Genomic DNA, 19,562 nt, shown 5'->3' on the forward strand with positions numbered 1-19,562 from the left:
CTCACTTACTTTTTCGGTTCTGCTTTTTGGCCAAACTCTTTTTCCCATTTTTCTAAAATTTTGTCACGATTTTCTGCTGCCCATTTAAAGTCATTCTTTTTATATAATTTTTCAGTAACATCTTTCGGGAATCCCTCTGGAAGTTTATAATCATTTTTAATTGTCGCAAATCCATTTTTCTCAAAGTATAACTTCATTACATCATCAGTAATTGCCCAATCTAAAAATGCTTGTGCTAATTTATCATTTTTCGCATTATCTTTCTTAATAAGTGCGTTCGCTTCTACTTCCCACCCTAATCCTTCTTTCGGCAGTACAACTTCAACTGGTGCACCTTTTTGTTTCTCTTTTAAAGCACTATAAACCATTGATACACCGACTGGATATTCACCTGCTCCTGCTAATTTCGCTGGTTTTGATCCTGAATGCGTATAACTTGCCATATTATCATGAAGTTTCTTCATGTAATCCCAGCCTTTATCTTCACCCATGATTTGTAGCCATGCAGAAACTGTTAAAAATCCTGTTCCAGATGATGCTGGATGTGGCATAACAAGTGTTCCTTTATACTCTGGTTTCGTTAAATCTTCATATGATTCTGGCATCGGTAAATTTTTCTTCTTTAACTCTTCTTTATTTACAGCAATCCCCGTCATAAATGCAGTATTTCCTACCCATTTTTCAGGTTGCTTATCATCTTTAAATTGTGGAAGAACACGATCTGCTCCTTTTGGAGAGTATCCTTTTAACATATCTTTTTTATCTAAAGCTAATAGACTTGATGCCGCAGTTCCCCATACAACATCTGCTTGTGTATTTTTCCCTTCAGCTAGCAATTTCGCAGTAATAACTCCTGTTGAATCACGTACAATGTTCAATTTCACATCAGGATATTTCTTTTTAAAGGAATCAAGATAAATTGGTACAAGCTCTTCTTCAATTGCTGTGTAAACAGTTAATGATCCAGATAATTTGTCATCTTTCACTTTCGCTCCAGCACTTTCTTCCTTCTTTGCACCACACCCCATTAATAACGAAAATACCATTCCAGTCGCTACAGCTTTAAAGATTGTTTTTTTCACTGTTTCTCTCTCCTTTTACAAATCTTATGTACAACTCAAATATAAACAACTAGTGTAAAAGCAGTATTAAACCAACATTAATCTTTTGTTTGTTGTTTGTTTTTGTGTAATACGTTGCTACTTCTATGTTTTTTCGCATTTTTCTGCTAATAGAAAACACTAAATTTACAAATAATTAAAAAAACCTTTATAATCCCACAAAAAAATGAGGCGTTTGTAAAAAACGCCTCATTTTTATTTCCCTTTTTTTGAATTACGATTAGCATACTTTGCGCTATTTTCTCCTTCATACTCTAATGCAAATTCTGCATCTGGTAAGCTTTCTTTCGGAGTTTTATTATTATTGATTGCCGCATTTTGTTTCACTTTTCTTTTTACCAATACATTCACCTGCTCTCAAGAAATCACTTTCTACTCTAGTTTGAAACAACTTAAAATAATTATTACTGGCAAGTGTTAACAAGTACATAAGAGGCGTTAGATGGAAATACTACGTATGAAGAAATCATTATAAAAAGGAGCGATAATTTTGAAGAAAAAAGAAAAGATTCAATCACCAATTTTAGACGAAACGCTCCCGCATCAAATGAATTTCCCATCTTTTAAAGGAACAGGAAAAACGATGCAACAACCTTTTGTGAATCAATATGATGTTGTAATTGGAGACAGTAAATATAATTCCGAGAACAGTCCACTTAACAATTGGAGTGATAAAATAGATCCTGCCATTATGGCTGGCGATGAGTGGATCCATCCTACAAATGATATTGGGTGGATTTCAGAAGAAAATCAAGAGTTGCTAAAAAACGAAGCGGATAATAAAAATGAAGCTTTTATGCATCCACAATTTGGAATTAACGACTAAAAAACCATTCTACCTAACGTAGGTAGAATGGTTTCATACTATCCAATAATAATCCGCTCTTTCGGGTATTTATAGCGAGGTGGTTGTTCCCTTCCACCACTAGCTAAAATAAATGTTAAAATACCAACGCGTCCGATAAACATAAGCACAATAAGTACAAGTTTCCCAACAGTTGTTAAATCAGGCGTAACACCTGTTGATAGTCCCGTCGTTCCGAAAGCAGAACAAACTTCAACAATTAAGCTCATAAGCGGTACATTTTCCGTAATAGATAAAATGAATAGCGCAGTAGCACATAACAAAATCCCCATCGTCATAACGACAGATGCTTTCAGTACATCCTCTTCATGTAGCTGACGTTTGAAGACTCTAACTGTTCTACCACCCCTTGCAAAGGTATATAGTGACAATATACTAACAGCAAATGTTGTTGTACGTATTCCGCCCCCAACCGAACTTGGAGATGCCCCTATAAACATTAATATACTCATAAATAAAAGCGTCGGTTGTGACAATTCACGTATATCCATCGTAGCAAGTCCACCACTTCTCGTCGTCACAGATTGGAATAATGTATAAAATACAGTTTCATGCCATGACTTTCCTACTAAAAAATGATTTCTCTCCAGTAAAAAAATCATAATTGTACCAACAACAACGAGTGCAAAAAATGTTGTTGTCGTCAGTTTTGTAAATAATGAAAAACGGAATAATTGTTGTCTCCTTTTACTAAGGAATTGTTTCACTTCCATTAGCACAGGGAAACCAATCGCTCCTAAAATAATTAGTAACATATGAATCATTTGAACAATATAATCTTTTTTATAAGGAATTAATGATTGTCCTGTTAAATCAAATCCGCCGTTCGTAGTCGCACTAACAGCTGCAAAGAAACCGTGAAAATAAGCTTCTTTCCAAGTCGGAAAGTAAAGTAAAAATCTTGTACCTAATAGGATTGCTCCAATAAGTTCTATTGAAATAATTACAATCAAAATAGAACGCATCAATTCTACAAGACCCGATAAATTCCCTTGATTATGGTCTGCCATAATTAATCTTCTTCTTTGCAAACCAATCTTTTTCCCCGTAATGATCCAAACAAATGTACCAAGCGCCATAATTCCTAAGCCGCCTAATTGTAGAATAAGGGCTAAAACAATAATTCCTGCTGTAGTAAACGTATCTGAAATCGTAATAACAGACAGTCCCGTAACGCTTACCGCACTAACCGATGTAAAAAGCGCATCTATAAATGTCCATTTCACACCAGGCTTCGTAACAAACGGTAAACTAAGCAATATCACCGATACAACTACTGCTAACAAATAAAACAAAACGATGAGTTGTACAGGACGTAATTTTTGTAAAAACTTTTTTATATCTCTCATTCCATCACTTCGCTACCTTTTTTCTATCGATTAAATAAAGAAAAATCTTTACTTTCTTTATTTGTAAATAACTGCTCAAATAATTTGGCAAAGACCATTCCATATACAGTTCCATTACCTCCATACGGCAATGCGTAAAACAAATTATGTATCTTTTCGTCTTCTTTTAAAATGGGGAGACCATCATGAGTACCACCAAATGCGGCTGCCCAATAGTAGTCTGCCTGTATATTTTTATACTGCGGGAACATCTCTTTTACAATATTAATAAGGATATCACGCTTATGCAATAATTTCGTATCACCAATTGTTTGAATTTGCAGCGCTTCATCTAATCCGCCTACTATAATGCGGCTTCGATACGTTCGAAAATATAAGTAGGGCCGTGCCGTTTCCCAAATTAACGATCGCTCATGCCAGCCTTCAAACTGATCTATTTCATTTGTTACAATTGCATAAGAGGTGTCTACTGTTGTATTTTTTCTTTCTTTCTTTCCAAAAAGCGCTTCATAACCTGTCGCCATAATAATATTCTTTGCTACAATTTGATTTCCTATTTTCGTGTAACAAATTAAATCATTTTTACGTTTTTTTATATGTATTGCCTCTGTATGTTCATATATATTAGCTCCCATTTGATTTGCTTTATGCAAAAGACTGTGCGCTAATAAATACGGATTCACCTCGGCATCACCGTGTGTATATAATGCCGCTTGTTTTATGAAAGGATAACGTTTCTTAATATCAGATTCTGTAAAATACTCAACAGGAAATCCATAATTCTGTAACGTATTGTACTCCTCTTGTAAAAATGAGACATCCTCACTTTTACTTGCATAATATAAACTACTTCTCGGAATAAAATAGGGATCAATATCGAGAGTAGGTACCACTTTCTCCATTGTCCGTAACGCTTCGTAACACAGTTTATATGCTCGTACCCCTTTTTCTTCACCAAATGTATGGATAAGTGAGGTTAACGATTTATCATGAAGAAACTGTAATACACCTACATTTGCAAATGTACTACCACATGCAATTTCTCTTTTTTCAATAAGCATTACACTCATACCTATTTTCGCTAAAGAATACGCTATATGGGCACCTGCTTCGCCACTTCCGACTACAAGCACATCACATATCATATCACTTCCTAACGGTGGATAACAAGGTACTGAAACTCCTGTATTCCAAAACAACTTACCTGTCATAAGTTTCATAATTATACTCCTAAAATATAAATTTCTCCTTTCTATGTTTTGTTATTTTTCATAAAAAAATCCAACTAACATAGGCTAGTTGGATTTTTTATTTTTAATTAGAACGCTCTTCAAGCCAATTTCCAATCGTCGGATATGTTTGTTTTACAGCTGTTCCACCGTAAACGATAGACATATGCCCTGTTGGTAAACATACATATTGTTTATCTGTGCTAGAAATATGGTCTAGTAATGCTTCTACTTGACATGGCAAAGCGATATGATCACGTTTCCCGGAAATATTTAAGACATTCGCCTTAATATTTGCAAGATCTACCTTTTGTCCGCGAATAACGAGTTCACCCTTAACCAATTTATTATTTTGATAAAAATCACGAATCCACTGTCTGTATGATTCACCTGGGAACGGAATACCATCACCAACCCACTTTTGAACCAATCTCCAGCTTTCGACGAAGCGTTCATTCTCTGAACGATCTACTAGAGCAACATATGGACCAACAAAGTTCGTAATTGGCTTTAACATTTTGTTTCCGAAATCAATCATTTCTGGCGGAATATTTCCAAATGTATCAACCGCTTTATCTAAATTGAAGTATTTCTCATCTAATAAAGGACCATACAATCCTGTTTCAGAGAAATCAAAAGGACTTGTCATGAAAATTAAATTACGAATTGGCATGTGCGGATGAAGCGCTGCATAAATAGAAGTTAGCGTTCCACCCATGCAATAACCAAGTAAAGAAATCTCGTCCGATTTTGCAGTTCGCATTACTTTTTTTACTGCTTTTGCAATATAATCAAACACGAAATCATCAAATTTCAAATGACTATCTTCTAAACCAAATGTGCCCCAATCAAGCATATATACATCAAAACCACGATCCACTAGATATTCCACTAAACTATTTCCAGGAGTTAAATCCATAATATATGGTTTATTAATAAGAGCATATATTAACAGAATTGGAACTCTTTGTGTTTTTTCTTGTTTTGGAATGTAGCGATAAAGCTTCGTCTTATTCTTCGTCCAAATAACCTCTTTCGGCGTTAATCCGACTTGCGGCTCTGGTTCACGTAATAAAATTTCACTCGCCCTTTTCACTCGGCGGTATGCTTTTCGGTACTCTTCTGGGTATAGCTCTAATTGCTTTTCCCATTCTGTTGCGAATGTAGTCATTTTTCTATCTCCTTTTTGGTCGATTTCCTTCTTTAAAAAAAAGAAGTGCATTCCTGCTATGGATATGCACTTTTTTCTTACTTCATTACATATATAATCCGCCGTTAATGTTTAATTGTTGACCTGTGATATACGCACCGTCACGGCATAGGTATACTACACCTTTTGCAATTTCATCAGCTTGACCAAAACGTTTTTTCGGGATTTTTGCAACGATTTTTTGACGTACTTCTTCTGGTACTTCTGCTACCATTTCAGTATCAATAAATCCTGGGCAAATAGCATTTACAGTGACATTTGTTTTTGCAAGTTCTAACGCTAATGATTTTGTAAATCCTAACATACCCGCTTTTGCTGCTGAGTAGTTTGTTTGGCCAAATCCACCTGCTTGACCAATAATAGAAGAAATGCTAATAATTCTTCCTTCTTCTGCTTCCGTTATGTATGGAAGAACCGCACTTGTCGTATTAAATACGCTGCTTAAATTCACGTCAATTACGCGCTCCCAATCTTCACGATTTAACTTTTTGAATGTACGGTCTCTTGTAATACCAGCATTATTAACAAGAATATCAACTTTACCAAAATGATTCACAGTTTCTTCTACAAGTCGGTTTGCATCTTCTACTTTAGAAACATCCGCTTGCACTGCATAAACGTCATGTCCGTCTTTTCCTAATTCATTTACTAAATTTTCAGCTGCTTCTTTACTGCTATTATAGTTAATAACTACTTTCGCTCCCTCTTGTGCTAATGCTACTGTAATTGCTTTTCCAATTCCTTTTGCTCCACCTGTTACGATTGCTACTTTTCCATTTAATTGAACCATTTCTTTTCCCCCTTAAATGAATTTGTGAACGATTGTTATGAATCATTTTGGTACTCATACTATAGAGTCCATATATAATTATGTTTCGCTGTTTATACGTGAAAAGAGATTCTCCCTCTCTCTTTTATCTGTTATAAACAAGCGCTTTTATCATTTTTTATTTTCTGGTTTATTCGCAGGCTTTACCTCTTCTTTTACAGGTACTTGTAGTTTAGCTAGTACTGCATTTTGCTTTTCTAGCAATTCTAAAATTTGATCTACTTTTGTTTCAAGCGTACGAATATCTTGTTTTACTTTCGTTACATCACGCTTTAATGTAGGAGCTTGCCCTAAAGAATCTACTTTCTCCTCTAGAAACTCCTCAATGTTATCTACTTTATTTTCTAAGTTAATAACAAGCGTAGCCACTCTTGCGATATCCTCTTTCGTCGGCACATTTACTTGTTCTAAATAGTTTTTTGTCGTATCATTTAATGCTTTTTGATAAAACAAATTCAAATCTAGAACGCTGCCCATCCAAGCAGAATATTCTTCTGTTTTAATTGTTTCATTGAGCGCTTTTCCCCAAAATGTTTCGGTTTGTTCATAAGCATTTTTCCATGCTTGTAGTGGATCGAATTTTTGATCAATCACTTTACCTACACTCCCTTTTTCGTTTTTGAAACAATTCAACCTATTCACTATTTTCTAATATTCTGAATAAAACTTCAAGTCTATATTTTATTTTTTTCTATTTTCTAACAAATGTGTTGACTTTAAAAACAGATAGGTGTAAATTGCACTTATAAGCAAAAAATTCCATCTAACTGATTCATGAGGTGATGCACAATCATGCTACAAAATGAACCAGAACAACGCGAAAGTTTGGAGAGCAACCAAGCGAAACAACCAAACTCCATGCCAAAAAACTTCTTAGTTCCCTTCTTACTTCTCTGTCTAAAAGACTGGAGTCTTCATGGTTACAAACTTATTCAAATGCTAATGGATATCGGCTTTTCTTCTGTTGACCAAGGTAATGTTTATAGAACACTACGCAAATTAGAAAAAGAAAACCTTATTTCTTCTACTTGGGATACAAGCGATGGAGGGCCGGCAAAAAGAATTTATTCTTTAACTGAATATGGAGAGCAATATTTAACAACATGTGCGACTTCTTTTGAACATTATCAAAATATGTTGCGAACGTTTTTCACGTTATACACCAATGCATTCTTTCCATTTTCTACTTCTCCAGAAAAGGATGAAAAGGATTCTTCATCTTCACCTGGTGGTACAGCAGAGTAATCTGCGTTCACAATATGCAAAAAAACATTTGGGGGTCAAACAATGGAAACTAAACCATACGAATTAGTCGATGCATTTTGGAAAAACTGGTCTCAATCACTTTCCCTTTTCTCTTCAGCTGGGAAGCAATTAGAGCAACTTACTTTAGAAACATTAAAACAACAACAAGACGCTTTGCATAAATTAACATCAGGAGTAGATGAACTAGAAAAAGAACTACAACAACTCACTGCTCAGTTCAATAACCAATATACAGATTACGTGAAACAATTAACTGGAAACTCCTTAAATGATCAAATTAACGAGTGGCAGGACAAATGGAAGGAACTTTCTGCTCATATGCATCAGCTTACTGTTTCTCCTACAAAAACATCATTGTCAATTCTTACCCAAACAAGCGGCCAATTTGAAGAAACAACAAAACAATTTATTGAGCAACAACAATTACAACGTGAAGAGGCTCAAAAACAGTTAGAGGGTTTTTTGGAAGAGTTCAAGTCAAAACAGTTGGAACTCGCAAAAAAGTTCGAGGAAAACTCAAAAAATCTATTTACTTCCATCAAGTAAGAAAAATGTGGGAGCTAACCGCAGCACAAACAAAACTCTTTCTTCCTCCTACTACATCAAGATGGCTAACATTTTTCGATATGGAAAAGAAGGAGGACAAAATGAATCCATTTCAAGAAGCACAAACTGTTCCGGAGCTTCGCTATGATGAGATTCAAGTCGGTGATCAAGCATCCCTTACAAAAACAATTACAGATGAAGATGTTATCAATTTTGCAAAATTGACTGGGGATGTGAATCCTATTCACATTTTAGATTCTTTTGCAAAAACGACAATGTTTAAAGAACGTATTGCTCACGGTATGCTCGTTTCGAGTTTTATTTCTACCATCCTTGGAACGAAACTCCCAGGCAAAAATACGATTTATTTATCCCAAAATGTTTCATTCCGTGCCCCTGTCAAAATCGGTGATACACTTCGCGTTGTGGCAGAGGTTATTAAGAAGCGTGATGATAAAAAAATCATTACGCTGCAAACAAACATATATAATCAATCAGATGATATTGTCGTGGAAGGAACAGCGACAATACTAAAAAAAGAGTAGCAAATTTGCTACTCTTTTTTCTATCCAAGAACTTCTAATCGCACCGATTACTTCCGCGTATGAGTACGTCGTTTCCACATAAAATAACGTTACCAGTTTAGATAAGAACTTAGCTGAACTGGACTACTCATAAGGATGTGTATCAACATGGTAAAAACAAACAAATTATTAGTTCCAGGTGCAGAACAAGCACTTGAACAATTTAAATATGAAATTGCACAAGAATTTGGTGTAAGCTTAGGATCTAATACAGCATCTCGTTCTAACGGTTCAGTTGGCGGTGAAGTAACAAAACGTCTTGTTGCTTTAGCTCAACAACAATTACGTGGATAATAATATAACATATGGCTTAGAGGCAGATATTCTCTGCCTCTTTCTATTTTCAACATACATAATGGTGCTTTTTCACATACTAATCAAAACGAAAGGAGCGATCTGTAAAATGAAACGGATTAATATTAGCATGAGCCCTCCCCGCGTTCTTACTTTGTCTTTTCTTGTATTATCAGTTGTCGGCACATGTTTATTAAAACTACCCATTGCTACGACAACTTCCATTTCATGGCTCGATGCCTTATTTACAACCGTTTCCGCTTGTACTGTTACTGGACTTGGTGTTGTAGATACTGGAAAAGTATTTACTTTGTTTGGACAATGTGTCATTTTAACGCTTATACAAGTTGGCGGGCTTGGCATTATGAGCTTTGCTGTCTTAATTGCGATTATGCTCGGAAGAAAAATCGGTCTTCAAAATCGAATTTTACTGCAACAAGCATTAAATCAAACGAATATCGGCGGCATCATCCGTCTTGCCAAAGCATTATTTTTATTCTCTTTTACAGTCGAATGTATCGCTACTATAATTCTTTCTTTTGAATGGGTACCAAAATATGGGGTTATGAAAGGGATCTATTATAGTTTTTTCCATTCAATCTCAGCCTTTAACAATGCTGGCTTTTCTGTGTGGAGCGATAATTTAATGTCCCATTCTCATAGCATTCTTGTCAATCTCGTCATTTCCTCTCTCATCATCTTAGGTGGAATTGGTTTTACAGTAATCGTAGACATAAAAAGAAAGAAAAACTTTAAAAACCTTACACTACATTCAAAACTTATGCTCTCTTCTACTCTAATCGTCAACATTATTGCTACCCTTTTTATTTTTATATTCGAGTTCCATAACTCCCTTTCTATGAGAGGTTTTACCCCATTTGAAGAAGGATTGGCCTCTTATTTTCAAGCAATTTCAACGCGAACTGCCGGGTTTAATACTGTTGATATTTCTACATTGTCAAAACCTTCTCTCCTATTAATGATGCTCCTTATGTTTATTGGTGCTGGTAGCGCTTCAACTGGTGGTGGGATTAAGTTAACAACATTTTTAATCATATTTTTTGGCGTATTTAAATTTTTACAACAACAAGAGGATATTGTCGTATTTAAAAAATCCATTAAAGATACTCTCATTGTCAAATCATTAACCATTACTATTATTTCAATTTCATTTATCTTTTTTGCTATTTTAATTTTGAGTATTACTGAGCGAGTTCCTCTATTGATGAGTGCTTTCGAAGTATTTTCAGCATTTGGGACTGTTGGCCTCAGTATGAATTTAACACCCCACTTAACTATAATCGGAAAAGCTATTATTATCTTTATGATGTTTTTCGGGAAAATGGGTCCTTTAACATTGGCTTTTTCATTTGCTCGTAAAAAGAACCTGAAAATAAAATATCCGAATGAAGATATTTTAACAGGTTGACAACCGTATAAATTATCCATATAATGAGAATACAATAACATATCTCCAAAGGGGAGTAGCGTCCAAGAATATTTCTTGGAAACAAAGTCGTCATTACGTAGAACTTAGTTCTTCCGGCTTTGTTGGCATTTTTTATTACATATGTCTAGCAAGACCTTTGCCTATTAACGGCAGAGGTCTTTTTTGCATTCACTTCCAGATTTTTCCAAAGTTAATAGGCAGGAGTATGGGGAAACTAAATAGTGGGGAAATTCTTCACTTATTTAGAACTTATAGAAATGAGAGGAGAATGTACATGGATGTATCATTATTATTGGAGTATGGTTGGGTATTACTCATCCTAATTGCACTTGAAGGGATTTTAGCGGCTGATAACGCTCTTGTTCTTGCAATTATGGTAAAACATTTACCAGAAGAAAAACGAAAGAAAGCACTATTTTATGGATTAGCGGGGGCATTTGTTTTCCGATTTGGATCGTTATTTATGATTTCGTTCTTAGTCGATGTATGGCAAGTGCAAGCAATCGGTGCCATCTACCTTATGTTTATCGCTGGTAATCACTTATTTAAAACATATGTTAAAAAGAATACAGATGAAGAAACAGAAGAAAAAGAAGCAAAGAAAAAACAAGAGAACTTTTGGTGGACTGTATTTAAAGTTGAGGTTGCTGATATCGCCTTCGCAGTTGATTCAATTTTAGCTGCTGTTGCACTAGCAATGACTTTACCAAAAACAGGATTAGGTACAATTGGTAGTCTTGATACTGGGCAATTCGCTGTTATCTTTGTAGGTGGACTTATCGGATTAATCATTATGCGATTTGCAGCAACTGCTTTCGTACAAATCTTAAAACGTAAACCAGGACTTGAAACCGCAGCATTCTTAATTGTAGGTTGGGTTGGTGTGAAGCTAGCAGTTTATACATTAGCACACCCTGCATTAAATGTAATTCCACATTCATTCCCAGAATCCACTCCGTGGAAGCTTACATTCTGGATTGTATTAGTCGGAATCGCAGTTGGTGGTTGGTTCTTCTCAAAAGAAGTAGAAGTAAAAGTAGAAAAGAATTTAGACGAAAAAGCGCTGTAATTACAGCGCTTTTTCTTTTTTCTTTCTTCCTCTCAATGTCCAGAAAAAATTACATTATACTACCTTTTGTAAACGTTTTCTTAATGTATGTATGTCCTTTTTGTGAAACATTGCACAAACTTATTGAAAGTGAGAACAATTCCATGTACTTTATTCATATAAGGAGTATTTATAGAAGATTTACTAAAGGAGCGTATTACTCATGCTAGAACAAGGACTAGATTATGTTGTCAAACTGGCTAAAAGCAAAAAGAAAATACTAGATACAAACCCAATGCAATATTTCATTCGTGCTGCACTTGCGGGTATTTATATCGGTTTTATTATTGTACTATGTTTTAAATTAGGTAACTTTTTTCACATTGCAGATTCACCAGCAACTTATTTAGCTGCTTCTATGTTTTTCGGGATTGCTCTCGTACTTATTATATATGGCGGTGCTGAATTGTTTACTGGGAACACAATGTACTTTACTGTAGCAACTTTAAGAAAAGAAACAACGATTTCTGATACACTACGTAACTGGGTTGCTTGTTATGCAGGTAACTTAGCCGGCGCGTTATTCTTTGCCTTACTATTTTACGCAACTGGAATTTTTGAAGCAATTGATCACGGTCACTTAATGAATAAAGTCGTTGAAGGAAAGATGAACACACCTACAATGCAGTTATTCTTTAAAGCCATTTTATGTAACTGGCTCGTATGTCTTGCTTGTTTCTTACCTTCTCAGGTTAAAGGTGACACAGCAAAAATAATAGTCATGATGCTACTTGTTTTCACATTCTTCTTATCTGGTTACGAACATAGTATTGCAAACTTATCACTCTTTGCTTTATCTTTAGTTTCACCGCATCCTGAGACAATTTCTTTTTCAGGTGCTATTCATAACTTAATTCCTGTTACAATCGGTAACATTATTGGCGGATCAGTATTTGTCGGTATGGTATACCACTACTTAACAAAGAAAACACCTGAAGTTCAACAGGAAGAAACTGAAATCGCAGTAGCTCAACAAGAAGAGATTATTCCTTTACAAGCACATATGAAACACTAAAAACTCCAAAGTTTTACTTTGGAGTTTTTAGCTTCCCACGTATTTAACAACAAGGTGAGGATTAATTTCTCCTTCTTCCTTTCCCTTATCCATTCTCTGTTTCATCTTGTGCATACCGATGACATCATTCGTATGAAGGTGAATTTCATTTACATATAATCCCTCTGTACAAAAAGCTTCTACAAAATCTAGTCCATTTTTTGCTCCCCAGCCCATATTATAATCAAGAGAAAGAATATTCACATCATAATCCCGAACCATTTGCAAGGCACATTCTACTGTAGTTGCGGACACATACCCGAACGGGCAACTTCTTTGATCATCCATATATACGTTCATTTTCGATTCCCTCTCTAATTTGAATAAACAGCTAATACATAGCACATTGCCCCAAGACTAATAAAAGGACCAAATGGAATTGGCTTTCGTACTTCTATACGTTTTAATCCGATACCAATCCCGAAAAAACAAAGACTAAAACAAGATGCTAAAAATAAAACGATAAAAACTCCCTTCACTCCTACTATAAAACCAAGTAACGAAAGTAGTTTTATATCTCCTCCGCCAAGCCCTTCTGGATATATCTTTTGCATGCAATATAACAAAAGGAATATAACACCACTACCAACTATACTATCTGTCCAAGTAACTAATTGTACAAAAACACTTTCGAGAATGAGTAAAACCGCAAACGAAATTAAAATACAATCAGGAATTAACATATATAAGTAATCTGTAACTGAAATAATAAGAAGTAGCGAAAAAAGGGATAAAATGATAATAAGTTCTCGTTCTATTCCAATCATATACACGGTAAGAAGAAATATACTTCCTGTTATACATTCAAATGCTACATATATAATTGGAATTTTCCTCTTACAATTCGTACAACAGCCTCTTTGTATATAAAATGAAATGATGGGGATTAGTTCTTTTGGCCTTAGCACATATTTGCAATAATAACAATGTGAACGCGGGGTAATAATAGACGCACCTAATGGAACCCTCACCGCAACTAACATAAAAAAAGAACCAAACACCATCCCTGCTAACAGTGCATATAAATAAGTGAACATCCCTTCCTCTCCTTTCCCAAAAAACATAGCAAAAAAAGGAGAGAACTTCTACTTCATATTATCCTTTATTCTACTAAAAAAGCAGGCCATTTTCCGGCCTGCTTTCCCCTCTTTTATACGATGAAATATACTGCTTTTAATGGTCCATGTACTCCAACAACAAGATTCATCTCAATGTCAGCCGAGTTACTTGGCCCTGTAATAAAGTTAATACAAGATGCCGCTGTCTCCCCATTTTCTACGCGTGAGTTCATATCCTGAACTGCTTGTGTAATACGAGGCACAAGTGTTTCACGTGGAATAATAGCAAAATATACAGTCGGTAAAAAGTGTAAAGAACGTCCCTGCCCTTTATGACTTTGTACAACAATTGTACCAGATTCGGCTAATGTATAATCACTAAATGCAATACCAATATTCGCTTTTTCAGCTAAACGCATATTTTCGTCTTTTCTCTCTGGATCCCATACGTTTACTTCAACGTCTCGCTTTGGAAGTTCTTCTTTAAATAAAGATGTTAAACCATATGCATCAAAACGATCATCTGCTGATAATAAAATAGGTCCCCCGCCGTTTTCCATGATTACTTTTTGAAGGTCTTCACCTAAACGGTCATTTGTCGTTTCTACTACAGTTGTATGAATGTTTGTACATTGCTTTTTAAACACTTCTAGTAATTCTTCTTGTGAATAATCTTTTAACGTTTCTATATTCACATTACTTTTCCATACTGGACGCTCTACACCTTCTGTTTTACGTGCGCGCCCAAGTTCTTTTGCAATGTTATCTAGAAAGGCATCACGGTTTTGAATTAATCCTGTCATTATTTATCCCCGCCTTTCTTATGATCTTTATACCAATCACGGAATCGTTCTTTACTTGGAGCTGGGAATTCACGAATATCCGTCCAGTTTTTAAGTGGTCCAACACCTTTTGATACACGATTACCAGATGTAAATGGACTCATTGCCGCTGGTGCCATTTTTGAACCCATTTTATATAAAGCAGCTGAAGAAGCACCCATACTAAACATTTTCATCGCTAGTTTTTCTGCAAGTGGTGCACGACCTTCTTGCTCAACGATGACTTGACGATGTTTTAATAATAAATCATGCAATGGAATTTTTACTGGACAAGCTTCTGTACATGCTCCGCATAAACTAGATGCATAAGGAAGCTCTTTGTAATCATCATATCCACCTAGAAGCGGTGTTAATACCGCACCGATTGGTCCTGAGTAAATCGATCCATATGAATGTCCACCAACGTGACGATATACAGGACATACGTTAACACAAGCAGCGCAACGAATACATTGTAATACGGAACGGAATTCAGATCCAAGAATTTGAGAGCGACCATTATCAACAACCACTAAATGGAATTCTTCAGGTCCATCAACTTCCTCTTCTTGAATTGGTCCTGCTACTGTTACATAACTTGTTAATTTTTGACCTACTGCACTACGACATAGTAAACCAACTAAAACATCTAATTCTTCCATTGTCGGAACCATACGTTCCATACCCATTACCGCAATTTGTGTTTTAGGAATTGACATAACAAGATCTGCATTACCTTCATTCGTTACTAAACAAAGAGATCCAGTATTGGCAACAGCAAAGTTACAACCAGTTACACCAATTTCTGCATCCATAAATTTCTCACGAAGTTGTTTACGAACAAACTTTGTCATTTCATATGGGTCATCAGAATTTTCATAGCCTAGCTTTTCTTTAAATACATCGCGAATTTGCGTTCTATTTTTATGAAGTGCAGGTGCAATAATATGTGAAGGTGGATCATTATCTACTTGCAAGATATACTCTCCTAAGTCACTCTCTAATACTTCACAGCCAATCTCTTCAAGCGCATGGTTCATACTAATTTCTTCTGTTACCATCGACTTTGATTTTACTACTTTTTTCGCTTGTTTCTTTTTGGCAACGTCTTGAATATACTTTGCAGCTTCCTCTTTCGTCTTCGCAAAGTACACGTGTCCGCCTCTTTTTGATACATTTTCACTTAACTGCATTAAGTAATAATCCAGATTTTCTAACGTATGTTGACGAATTTGTTCACCTAGTTCACGCCACTCTTCCCAGTTTCCTAATTCATCTGCAGCTTTTAAGCGATTCGTATATAAACGCGTTTGTGCAGAAGATACTGCTCCGCGCATAAACGAATCTTGAATTCCATCACCAACGCGATCATTAAATTTTTTCTCACTGATTTTCATAGACATAGCTTATGTTCCCCCTTCATGAGCGACTATTCAGTACCTCAGCAATATGCATTACTTTTACTTCTTTTCCTAAACGCTCAATACGTCCGCCAATGTTTAACAAACACCCACAATCTGCACCGATTAAATAATCTGCACCTGTTTCCATGACACTATCTACTTTTTCGTCTACCATTTGCTCAGAAATTGGAGTCATCTTAACTGAAAACGTTCCCCCAAACCCGCAACAATTTTGCACGTTTGGCAAATCTCTCACAGTTAATCCTTTTACATTTGATAATAAAATTCCTGGTGCTTCTTTTACTCCAAGCATACGCGTCATATGACATGATTTATGAATAGTAGCTATCCCTGGTAAACTTGCACCAACATCTGTAACTTTTAAAACATCTACAATAAACTGTGTAAATTCATAAGTTTTATCAGCAACTTTTTGTGCACGTTTAGCCCACTTTGGATCATCTTTGAAAACATGCGGATACTCATGAAACATTGTCGCACAAGAACCAGATGGCGTAACAATATATTCTGCATCTTCGAAAGTTTCAATCATATGTTTCATCGCTTCTTTTGCTGCTTCTACATGGCCGCTATTATAAGCAGGCTGCCCACAACAAACTTGTGCTTCTGGAAATTCAATTTCACAACCTAAACGCTCCAACACTTCAACTGTTGCTTTGCCGACATTTGTTTCAAACATATCGACTAAACAAGTAACAAATAAAGTAACTTTCATAACTATTACTCCCCCTTTTTACAACTTCACCAACAAACATATGGTCATCAGATGACTTAGTAGAGAAGAAATAGGCTCAACCATGGCCTATCCTCTCCCTCTTCTAAAGAAAACGCTTACTTAATCTTTCTCTATTTTATCAGAAAATTAAATTTTTAAAAGATTAAATTACGAATTTATATCGTTTTTACCTGTGACAATATGTTCTACATTTGTTAAATGATCTAGCATTGCTTGCTGCGCTAATTCTACATCTTGTTTTAACACCGCATCATATATAACTTGATGCTCTTCTATAAGTCGTTCTGATGTCGTTTGTTCACCATATAAAATAATGCGTCTTGATTCACCAATTGTTTCAGCAATCATCTCTGAAACATGATTCATGAGTTCAAGCAAAATGTTATTATGCGAAGACTCTGCAATTCCCATATGAAATTGAAAATCGGCTTTTTCACCAGCCTTTTCATCTCCAATGCTCTTTGCCATTTCATCTAACCAATGTTTCATATTTTGTAAATTATCTTCCGTACGTTTTGCCGCCGCTACTCGAACTGCCCCCACTTCAAGCACCTTTCGTACTTCTAATAAATTCAAAATATCTTCTTTCTTCATTAATAATCTATTGTTTAATGATTTCGTTAATGAAGAAGAATCGAAGTTCTTCACATATGTACCTTCTCCTTGTTTCATCTCAATTAAGCCCATCGCTCTTAGCGCACTTAGCGCTTCACGAACAGCAGATCTGCCAACTTGAAACTGCTCAGCTAATTGATGCACAGGGAGTAGTTTGTCACCAGGTTTTAACGTACCATTTTTAATCATTGTTAAAATAGCTTCAGATACTTCTTCGTAAATTTTTTTCGGTTTAATAGATTTGTACTCCAGTTAAATCACCTCAGTATCTTCCAAACAACAATTGAAACGATTTATAAGAACTTTGCATCATAACTATTTTAGACCGAATTGATAAGAAGTACAAATGTTTTGTTCATAAAATAGTCAAATTTTCGATATTTATTACATATTAATTTATATTTTACGTGTAAAGTGAAACTTTAATCAGTGGGGTTTTGTTCATCGCCCACTGATTATTAGCTCTCACCAATCGGGCTTTTACGGGCAGCAGGGCCTCCACCTAACTTCTTTGCTTCCGTTGAATTTTGAGGTGAGGGTCTTACTGCCCGGCGAATAGCGGGATAAATATTTTCTTCAATATAAAGAACATGTCCTAAAAATTAGAACATGCTCCCCTCATCCTGTACATTCAGTTTAATAATAACCGTTGTTCCCTTATCTTTTTCACTTTCAATTTTCCACTGTCCACCATGTATATGGACAATTTGTTTCACAATAGCAAGGCCTAAACCTGTTCCACCGTGTTGACGACTTCTCGCTTTATCAACTCGGTAAAAGCGTTCTCCAAGATTCTCCAAATGTTCTATATCAATACCAATTCCTGTATCTTTTATTTTTAATTCACAGTAATCATCGATTTGCTCTAAAGTTATAACGATATTTCCTTTTTGATTTGTATACCGTATCGCATTATCTAACACATTATGAAGCACTTGTTGCATACGATCCTCATCAATCATGACAATGACCTCTGGATTTAAATTGGTTGAAATATGAATTTCCTTTTCTATAAACTTAATCTCATACGTATCTAATACGTCTTCAATCAGCTGTGAAAAAACGATAGGTTGCTTCTTTAACGGAAAGTGCTCACCTTCTAATTGTGCTAAGTCTAACAAGTCATGAACGAGACGCTGCATACGACCTGCTTCTTTATGAATTAGCTGCGTTACTTTTTCCTGCTGCGGTCCCTTTGCAACACCATCTAAAATAGCCTCGCTATACCCTTTTATATAACTAAGTGGTGTTCTAAGTTCATGCGAAACATTTGCTAAAAATTCCTTACGCTTTACATCTTCTGTTTCTAATGAATTTGCCATTTTATTAAATGCTTTTCCTAATCGTCCAATTTCATCCTCTGAAGAAACTGTAATCCGCTCCGAAAAATCTCCCGTAGCCAAATGATTTGCAACCCGCTCCATTTGCGAAAGTGGCTTCGTAATTGCAATTATAATTTTCCTTCCAACCCATATCGTAATTAAAATCATAGCAATTGCTAACGGTGCTAAAATAAGACCCATATCATAGATTAAATCTTTTATACTTTTTAAAGGAATATACGAATAGACAATTCCGACTAATTTTTTATTTTCCAATACAGGGATGACAACCCCCATAATATTACGGTCAAAATGTTCTTCATATCCTATTTTTGTCACAGTTTTCCCGTCTAATAGCGTTTGCCTATCTCCTTCACTTATAAGAGAATGATGATGCACATCAAAAGGCAAACATGCACTTAAATCACGCGGATTAGACACGAAAATAACGTCTGAACTAGATATTTGATCAAACGATCTTACTTTCTCTTCAAAAGTTGATATTCCTTCACGCTTATCATATTGAGCAGCAAGACTTTTTCCTTCCATTACTAACGAAGCTTTTAAATTATCAACGTATAATTTTTCATACGAGTATAAAGATACGAAATAAAGAAAGGACACTGTTACACATACTGCACATACTACTGTAAGCCAAAGTTTTTGTACCATCGTAAACAT

At 35.4% G+C, this 19,562-nt stretch carries 22 protein-coding genes; 8 read left to right on the top strand and 14 right to left on the bottom strand.

What is annotated here, in order from left to right; genetic code table 11:
• Positions 1 to 5 precede the first annotated feature (5 nt).
• Together MR107_RS07445 and MR107_RS07450 are read right to left on the bottom strand one after the other, a co-directional pair.
• Positions 6 to 1,082 carry a putative 2-aminoethylphosphonate ABC transporter substrate-binding protein gene (locus tag MR107_RS07445; RefSeq protein ID WP_000750893.1) on the bottom strand — a complete coding sequence of 359 codons (1,077 nt, stop codon included), beginning with the start codon at positions 1,080 to 1,082 and terminating at the stop codon, positions 6 to 8.
• Positions 1,083 to 1,316: 234 nt separating this feature from the next.
• Entirely contained in the window at positions 1,317 to 1,463 is a 147-nt protein-coding gene (locus MR107_RS07450) for a hypothetical protein (RefSeq protein ID WP_000240798.1), read from the bottom strand.
• Positions 1,464 to 1,611: 148 nt separating this feature from the next.
• On the opposite strand from MR107_RS07450, the gene MR107_RS07455 reads away from it, so the two are divergent.
• Complete coding sequence (locus MR107_RS07455) at positions 1,612 to 1,947, top strand: DUF3905 domain-containing protein (RefSeq protein WP_000726025.1); 336 nt, start codon at positions 1,612 to 1,614, stop codon at positions 1,945 to 1,947.
• 38 nt (positions 1,948 to 1,985) lie between these two features.
• Here MR107_RS07455 and MR107_RS07460 read toward each other — a convergent pair whose 3' ends face one another.
• The 5 genes from MR107_RS07460 to phaR all read right to left on the bottom strand — a co-directional run bounded on the left by MR107_RS07460 (position 1,986) and on the right by phaR (position 7,197).
• Complete coding sequence (locus tag MR107_RS07460) at positions 1,986 to 3,335, bottom strand: TrkH family potassium uptake protein (RefSeq protein WP_001204705.1); 1,350 nt, start codon at positions 3,333 to 3,335, stop codon at positions 1,986 to 1,988.
• 23 nt (positions 3,336 to 3,358) lie between these two features.
• A complete protein-coding gene (locus MR107_RS07465) occupies positions 3,359 to 4,555 on the bottom strand; it encodes an NAD(P)/FAD-dependent oxidoreductase (RefSeq protein ID WP_000772577.1) in 1,197 nt (398 codons plus the stop codon).
• Positions 4,556 to 4,649: 94 nt separating this feature from the next.
• A complete protein-coding gene (gene phaC, locus MR107_RS07470) occupies positions 4,650 to 5,735 on the bottom strand; it encodes a class III poly(R)-hydroxyalkanoic acid synthase subunit PhaC (protein WP_000206336.1) in 1,086 nt (361 codons plus the stop codon).
• Between the two features lie 85 nt (positions 5,736 to 5,820).
• The gene (locus MR107_RS07475; protein ID WP_000250409.1) at positions 5,821 to 6,564 is read right to left on the bottom strand and encodes an acetoacetyl-CoA reductase; all 744 of its coding nucleotides are present in this window, start codon (positions 6,562 to 6,564) and stop codon (positions 5,821 to 5,823) included.
• A 150-nt stretch (positions 6,565 to 6,714) separates the two neighbouring features.
• Positions 6,715 to 7,197 carry a polyhydroxyalkanoic acid synthase subunit PhaR gene (phaR, locus tag MR107_RS07480; protein WP_000566942.1) on the bottom strand — a complete coding sequence of 161 codons (483 nt, stop codon included), beginning with the start codon at positions 7,195 to 7,197 and terminating at the stop codon, positions 6,715 to 6,717.
• Positions 7,198 to 7,395: 198 nt separating this feature from the next.
• On the opposite strand from phaR, the gene phaQ reads away from it, so the two are divergent.
• The 7 genes from phaQ (at position 7,396) to MR107_RS07515 (ending at position 12,866) form a co-directional block, all read left to right on the top strand.
• On the top strand, positions 7,396 to 7,848 hold the full coding sequence (gene phaQ / locus MR107_RS07485) for a poly-beta-hydroxybutyrate-responsive repressor (protein ID WP_000939955.1): 453 nt from the start codon (positions 7,396 to 7,398) through the stop codon (positions 7,846 to 7,848).
• A 42-nt stretch (positions 7,849 to 7,890) separates the two neighbouring features.
• Entirely contained in the window at positions 7,891 to 8,415 is a 525-nt protein-coding gene (phaP, locus tag MR107_RS07490) for a polyhydroxyalkanoic acid inclusion protein PhaP (protein ID WP_000448594.1), read from the top strand.
• A 101-nt stretch (positions 8,416 to 8,516) separates the two neighbouring features.
• Positions 8,517 to 8,960, top strand: coding sequence for a MaoC family dehydratase (locus MR107_RS07495; protein WP_001067916.1), 444 nt, complete (start codon positions 8,517 to 8,519; stop codon positions 8,958 to 8,960).
• Between the two features lie 147 nt (positions 8,961 to 9,107).
• Positions 9,108 to 9,293: an alpha/beta-type small acid-soluble spore protein gene (locus MR107_RS07500; protein WP_000241212.1), complete on the top strand. Its 186-nt coding sequence runs from the start codon at positions 9,108 to 9,110 to the stop codon at positions 9,291 to 9,293.
• Between the two features lie 109 nt (positions 9,294 to 9,402).
• A complete protein-coding gene (locus MR107_RS07505; protein WP_000822361.1) occupies positions 9,403 to 10,722 on the top strand; it encodes a TrkH family potassium uptake protein in 1,320 nt (439 codons plus the stop codon).
• 295 nt (positions 10,723 to 11,017) lie between these two features.
• A complete protein-coding gene (locus MR107_RS07510) occupies positions 11,018 to 11,812 on the top strand; it encodes a TerC family protein (protein WP_000383314.1) in 795 nt (264 codons plus the stop codon).
• Positions 11,813 to 12,014: 202 nt separating this feature from the next.
• Positions 12,015 to 12,866: a formate/nitrite transporter family protein gene (locus MR107_RS07515; protein WP_000893025.1), complete on the top strand. Its 852-nt coding sequence runs from the start codon at positions 12,015 to 12,017 to the stop codon at positions 12,864 to 12,866.
• Between the two features lie 27 nt (positions 12,867 to 12,893).
• On the opposite strand, the gene MR107_RS07520 is transcribed toward MR107_RS07515, so the two are convergent.
• From MR107_RS07520 to MR107_RS07550, 7 genes are all read right to left on the bottom strand, one after another.
• Positions 12,894 to 13,205: a cyclic-phosphate processing receiver domain-containing protein gene (locus MR107_RS07520; RefSeq protein WP_001103770.1), complete on the bottom strand. Its 312-nt coding sequence runs from the start codon at positions 13,203 to 13,205 to the stop codon at positions 12,894 to 12,896.
• A 14-nt stretch (positions 13,206 to 13,219) separates the two neighbouring features.
• On the bottom strand, positions 13,220 to 13,942 hold the full coding sequence (locus MR107_RS07525) for a prepilin peptidase (protein WP_000495726.1): 723 nt from the start codon (positions 13,940 to 13,942) through the stop codon (positions 13,220 to 13,222).
• 113 nt (positions 13,943 to 14,055) lie between these two features.
• Positions 14,056 to 14,766 carry a LutC/YkgG family protein gene (locus tag MR107_RS07530; protein ID WP_000147187.1) on the bottom strand — a complete coding sequence of 237 codons (711 nt, stop codon included), beginning with the start codon at positions 14,764 to 14,766 and terminating at the stop codon, positions 14,056 to 14,058.
• Positions 14,766 to 16,187 (bottom strand): LutB/LldF family L-lactate oxidation iron-sulfur protein, encoded by a 1,422-nt coding sequence (locus tag MR107_RS07535; RefSeq protein WP_000061930.1) that lies wholly within the window; start codon positions 16,185 to 16,187, stop codon positions 14,766 to 14,768. The genes MR107_RS07530 and MR107_RS07535 overlap by 1 nt, the downstream gene beginning before the upstream one ends.
• Positions 16,188 to 16,203: 16 nt before the next feature.
• Positions 16,204 to 16,923, bottom strand: coding sequence for a (Fe-S)-binding protein (locus MR107_RS07540; protein WP_000869148.1), 720 nt, complete (start codon positions 16,921 to 16,923; stop codon positions 16,204 to 16,206).
• Positions 16,924 to 17,091: 168 nt separating this feature from the next.
• Entirely contained in the window at positions 17,092 to 17,781 is a 690-nt protein-coding gene (locus MR107_RS07545) for a FadR/GntR family transcriptional regulator (RefSeq protein ID WP_254904515.1), read from the bottom strand.
• 380 nt (positions 17,782 to 18,161) lie between these two features.
• Entirely contained in the window at positions 18,162 to 19,562 is a 1,401-nt protein-coding gene (locus MR107_RS07550; protein WP_000494796.1) for a sensor histidine kinase, read from the bottom strand.

This window comes from Bacillus cereus group sp. BfR-BA-01441 (assembly GCF_022663075.1).
Taxonomy (GTDB): Bacteria; Bacillota; Bacilli; order Bacillales; family Bacillaceae_G; genus Bacillus_A; species Bacillus_A cereus.

Coding starts and splice junctions, on each gene's coding strand:
- MR107_RS07550 (WP_000494796.1), bottom strand. CDS start 19,562: ATGTTTACGATGGTACAAAAACTTTGGCTTACAGTAGTATGTGCAGTA.
- phaQ (WP_000939955.1), top strand. CDS start 7,396: ATGCTACAAAATGAACCAGAACAACGCGAAAGTTTGGAGAGCAACCAA.
- MR107_RS07465 (WP_000772577.1), bottom strand. CDS start 4,555: ATGAAACTTATGACAGGTAAGTTGTTTTGGAATACAGGAGTTTCAGTA.
- MR107_RS07535 (WP_000061930.1), bottom strand. CDS start 16,187: ATGTCTATGAAAATCAGTGAGAAAAAATTTAATGATCGCGTTGGTGAT.
- MR107_RS07530 (WP_000147187.1), bottom strand. CDS start 14,766: ATGACAGGATTAATTCAAAACCGTGATGCCTTTCTAGATAACATTGCA.
- MR107_RS07475 (WP_000250409.1), bottom strand. CDS start 6,564: ATGGTTCAATTAAATGGAAAAGTAGCAATCGTAACAGGTGGAGCAAAA.
- MR107_RS07540 (WP_000869148.1), bottom strand. CDS start 16,923: ATGAAAGTTACTTTATTTGTTACTTGTTTAGTCGATATGTTTGAAACA.
- MR107_RS07500 (WP_000241212.1), top strand. CDS start 9,108: ATGGTAAAAACAAACAAATTATTAGTTCCAGGTGCAGAACAAGCACTT.
- phaC (WP_000206336.1), bottom strand. CDS start 5,735: ATGACTACATTCGCAACAGAATGGGAAAAGCAATTAGAGCTATACCCA.
- MR107_RS07515 (WP_000893025.1), top strand. CDS start 12,015: ATGCTAGAACAAGGACTAGATTATGTTGTCAAACTGGCTAAAAGCAAA.
- MR107_RS07525 (WP_000495726.1), bottom strand. CDS start 13,942: ATGTTCACTTATTTATATGCACTGTTAGCAGGGATGGTGTTTGGTTCT.
- MR107_RS07510 (WP_000383314.1), top strand. CDS start 11,018: ATGGATGTATCATTATTATTGGAGTATGGTTGGGTATTACTCATCCTA.
- MR107_RS07505 (WP_000822361.1), top strand. CDS start 9,403: ATGAAACGGATTAATATTAGCATGAGCCCTCCCCGCGTTCTTACTTTG.
- MR107_RS07520 (WP_001103770.1), bottom strand. CDS start 13,205: ATGAACGTATATATGGATGATCAAAGAAGTTGCCCGTTCGGGTATGTG.
- phaP (WP_000448594.1), top strand. CDS start 7,891: ATGGAAACTAAACCATACGAATTAGTCGATGCATTTTGGAAAAACTGG.
- MR107_RS07495 (WP_001067916.1), top strand. CDS start 8,517: ATGAATCCATTTCAAGAAGCACAAACTGTTCCGGAGCTTCGCTATGAT.
- MR107_RS07460 (WP_001204705.1), bottom strand. CDS start 3,335: ATGAGAGATATAAAAAAGTTTTTACAAAAATTACGTCCTGTACAACTC.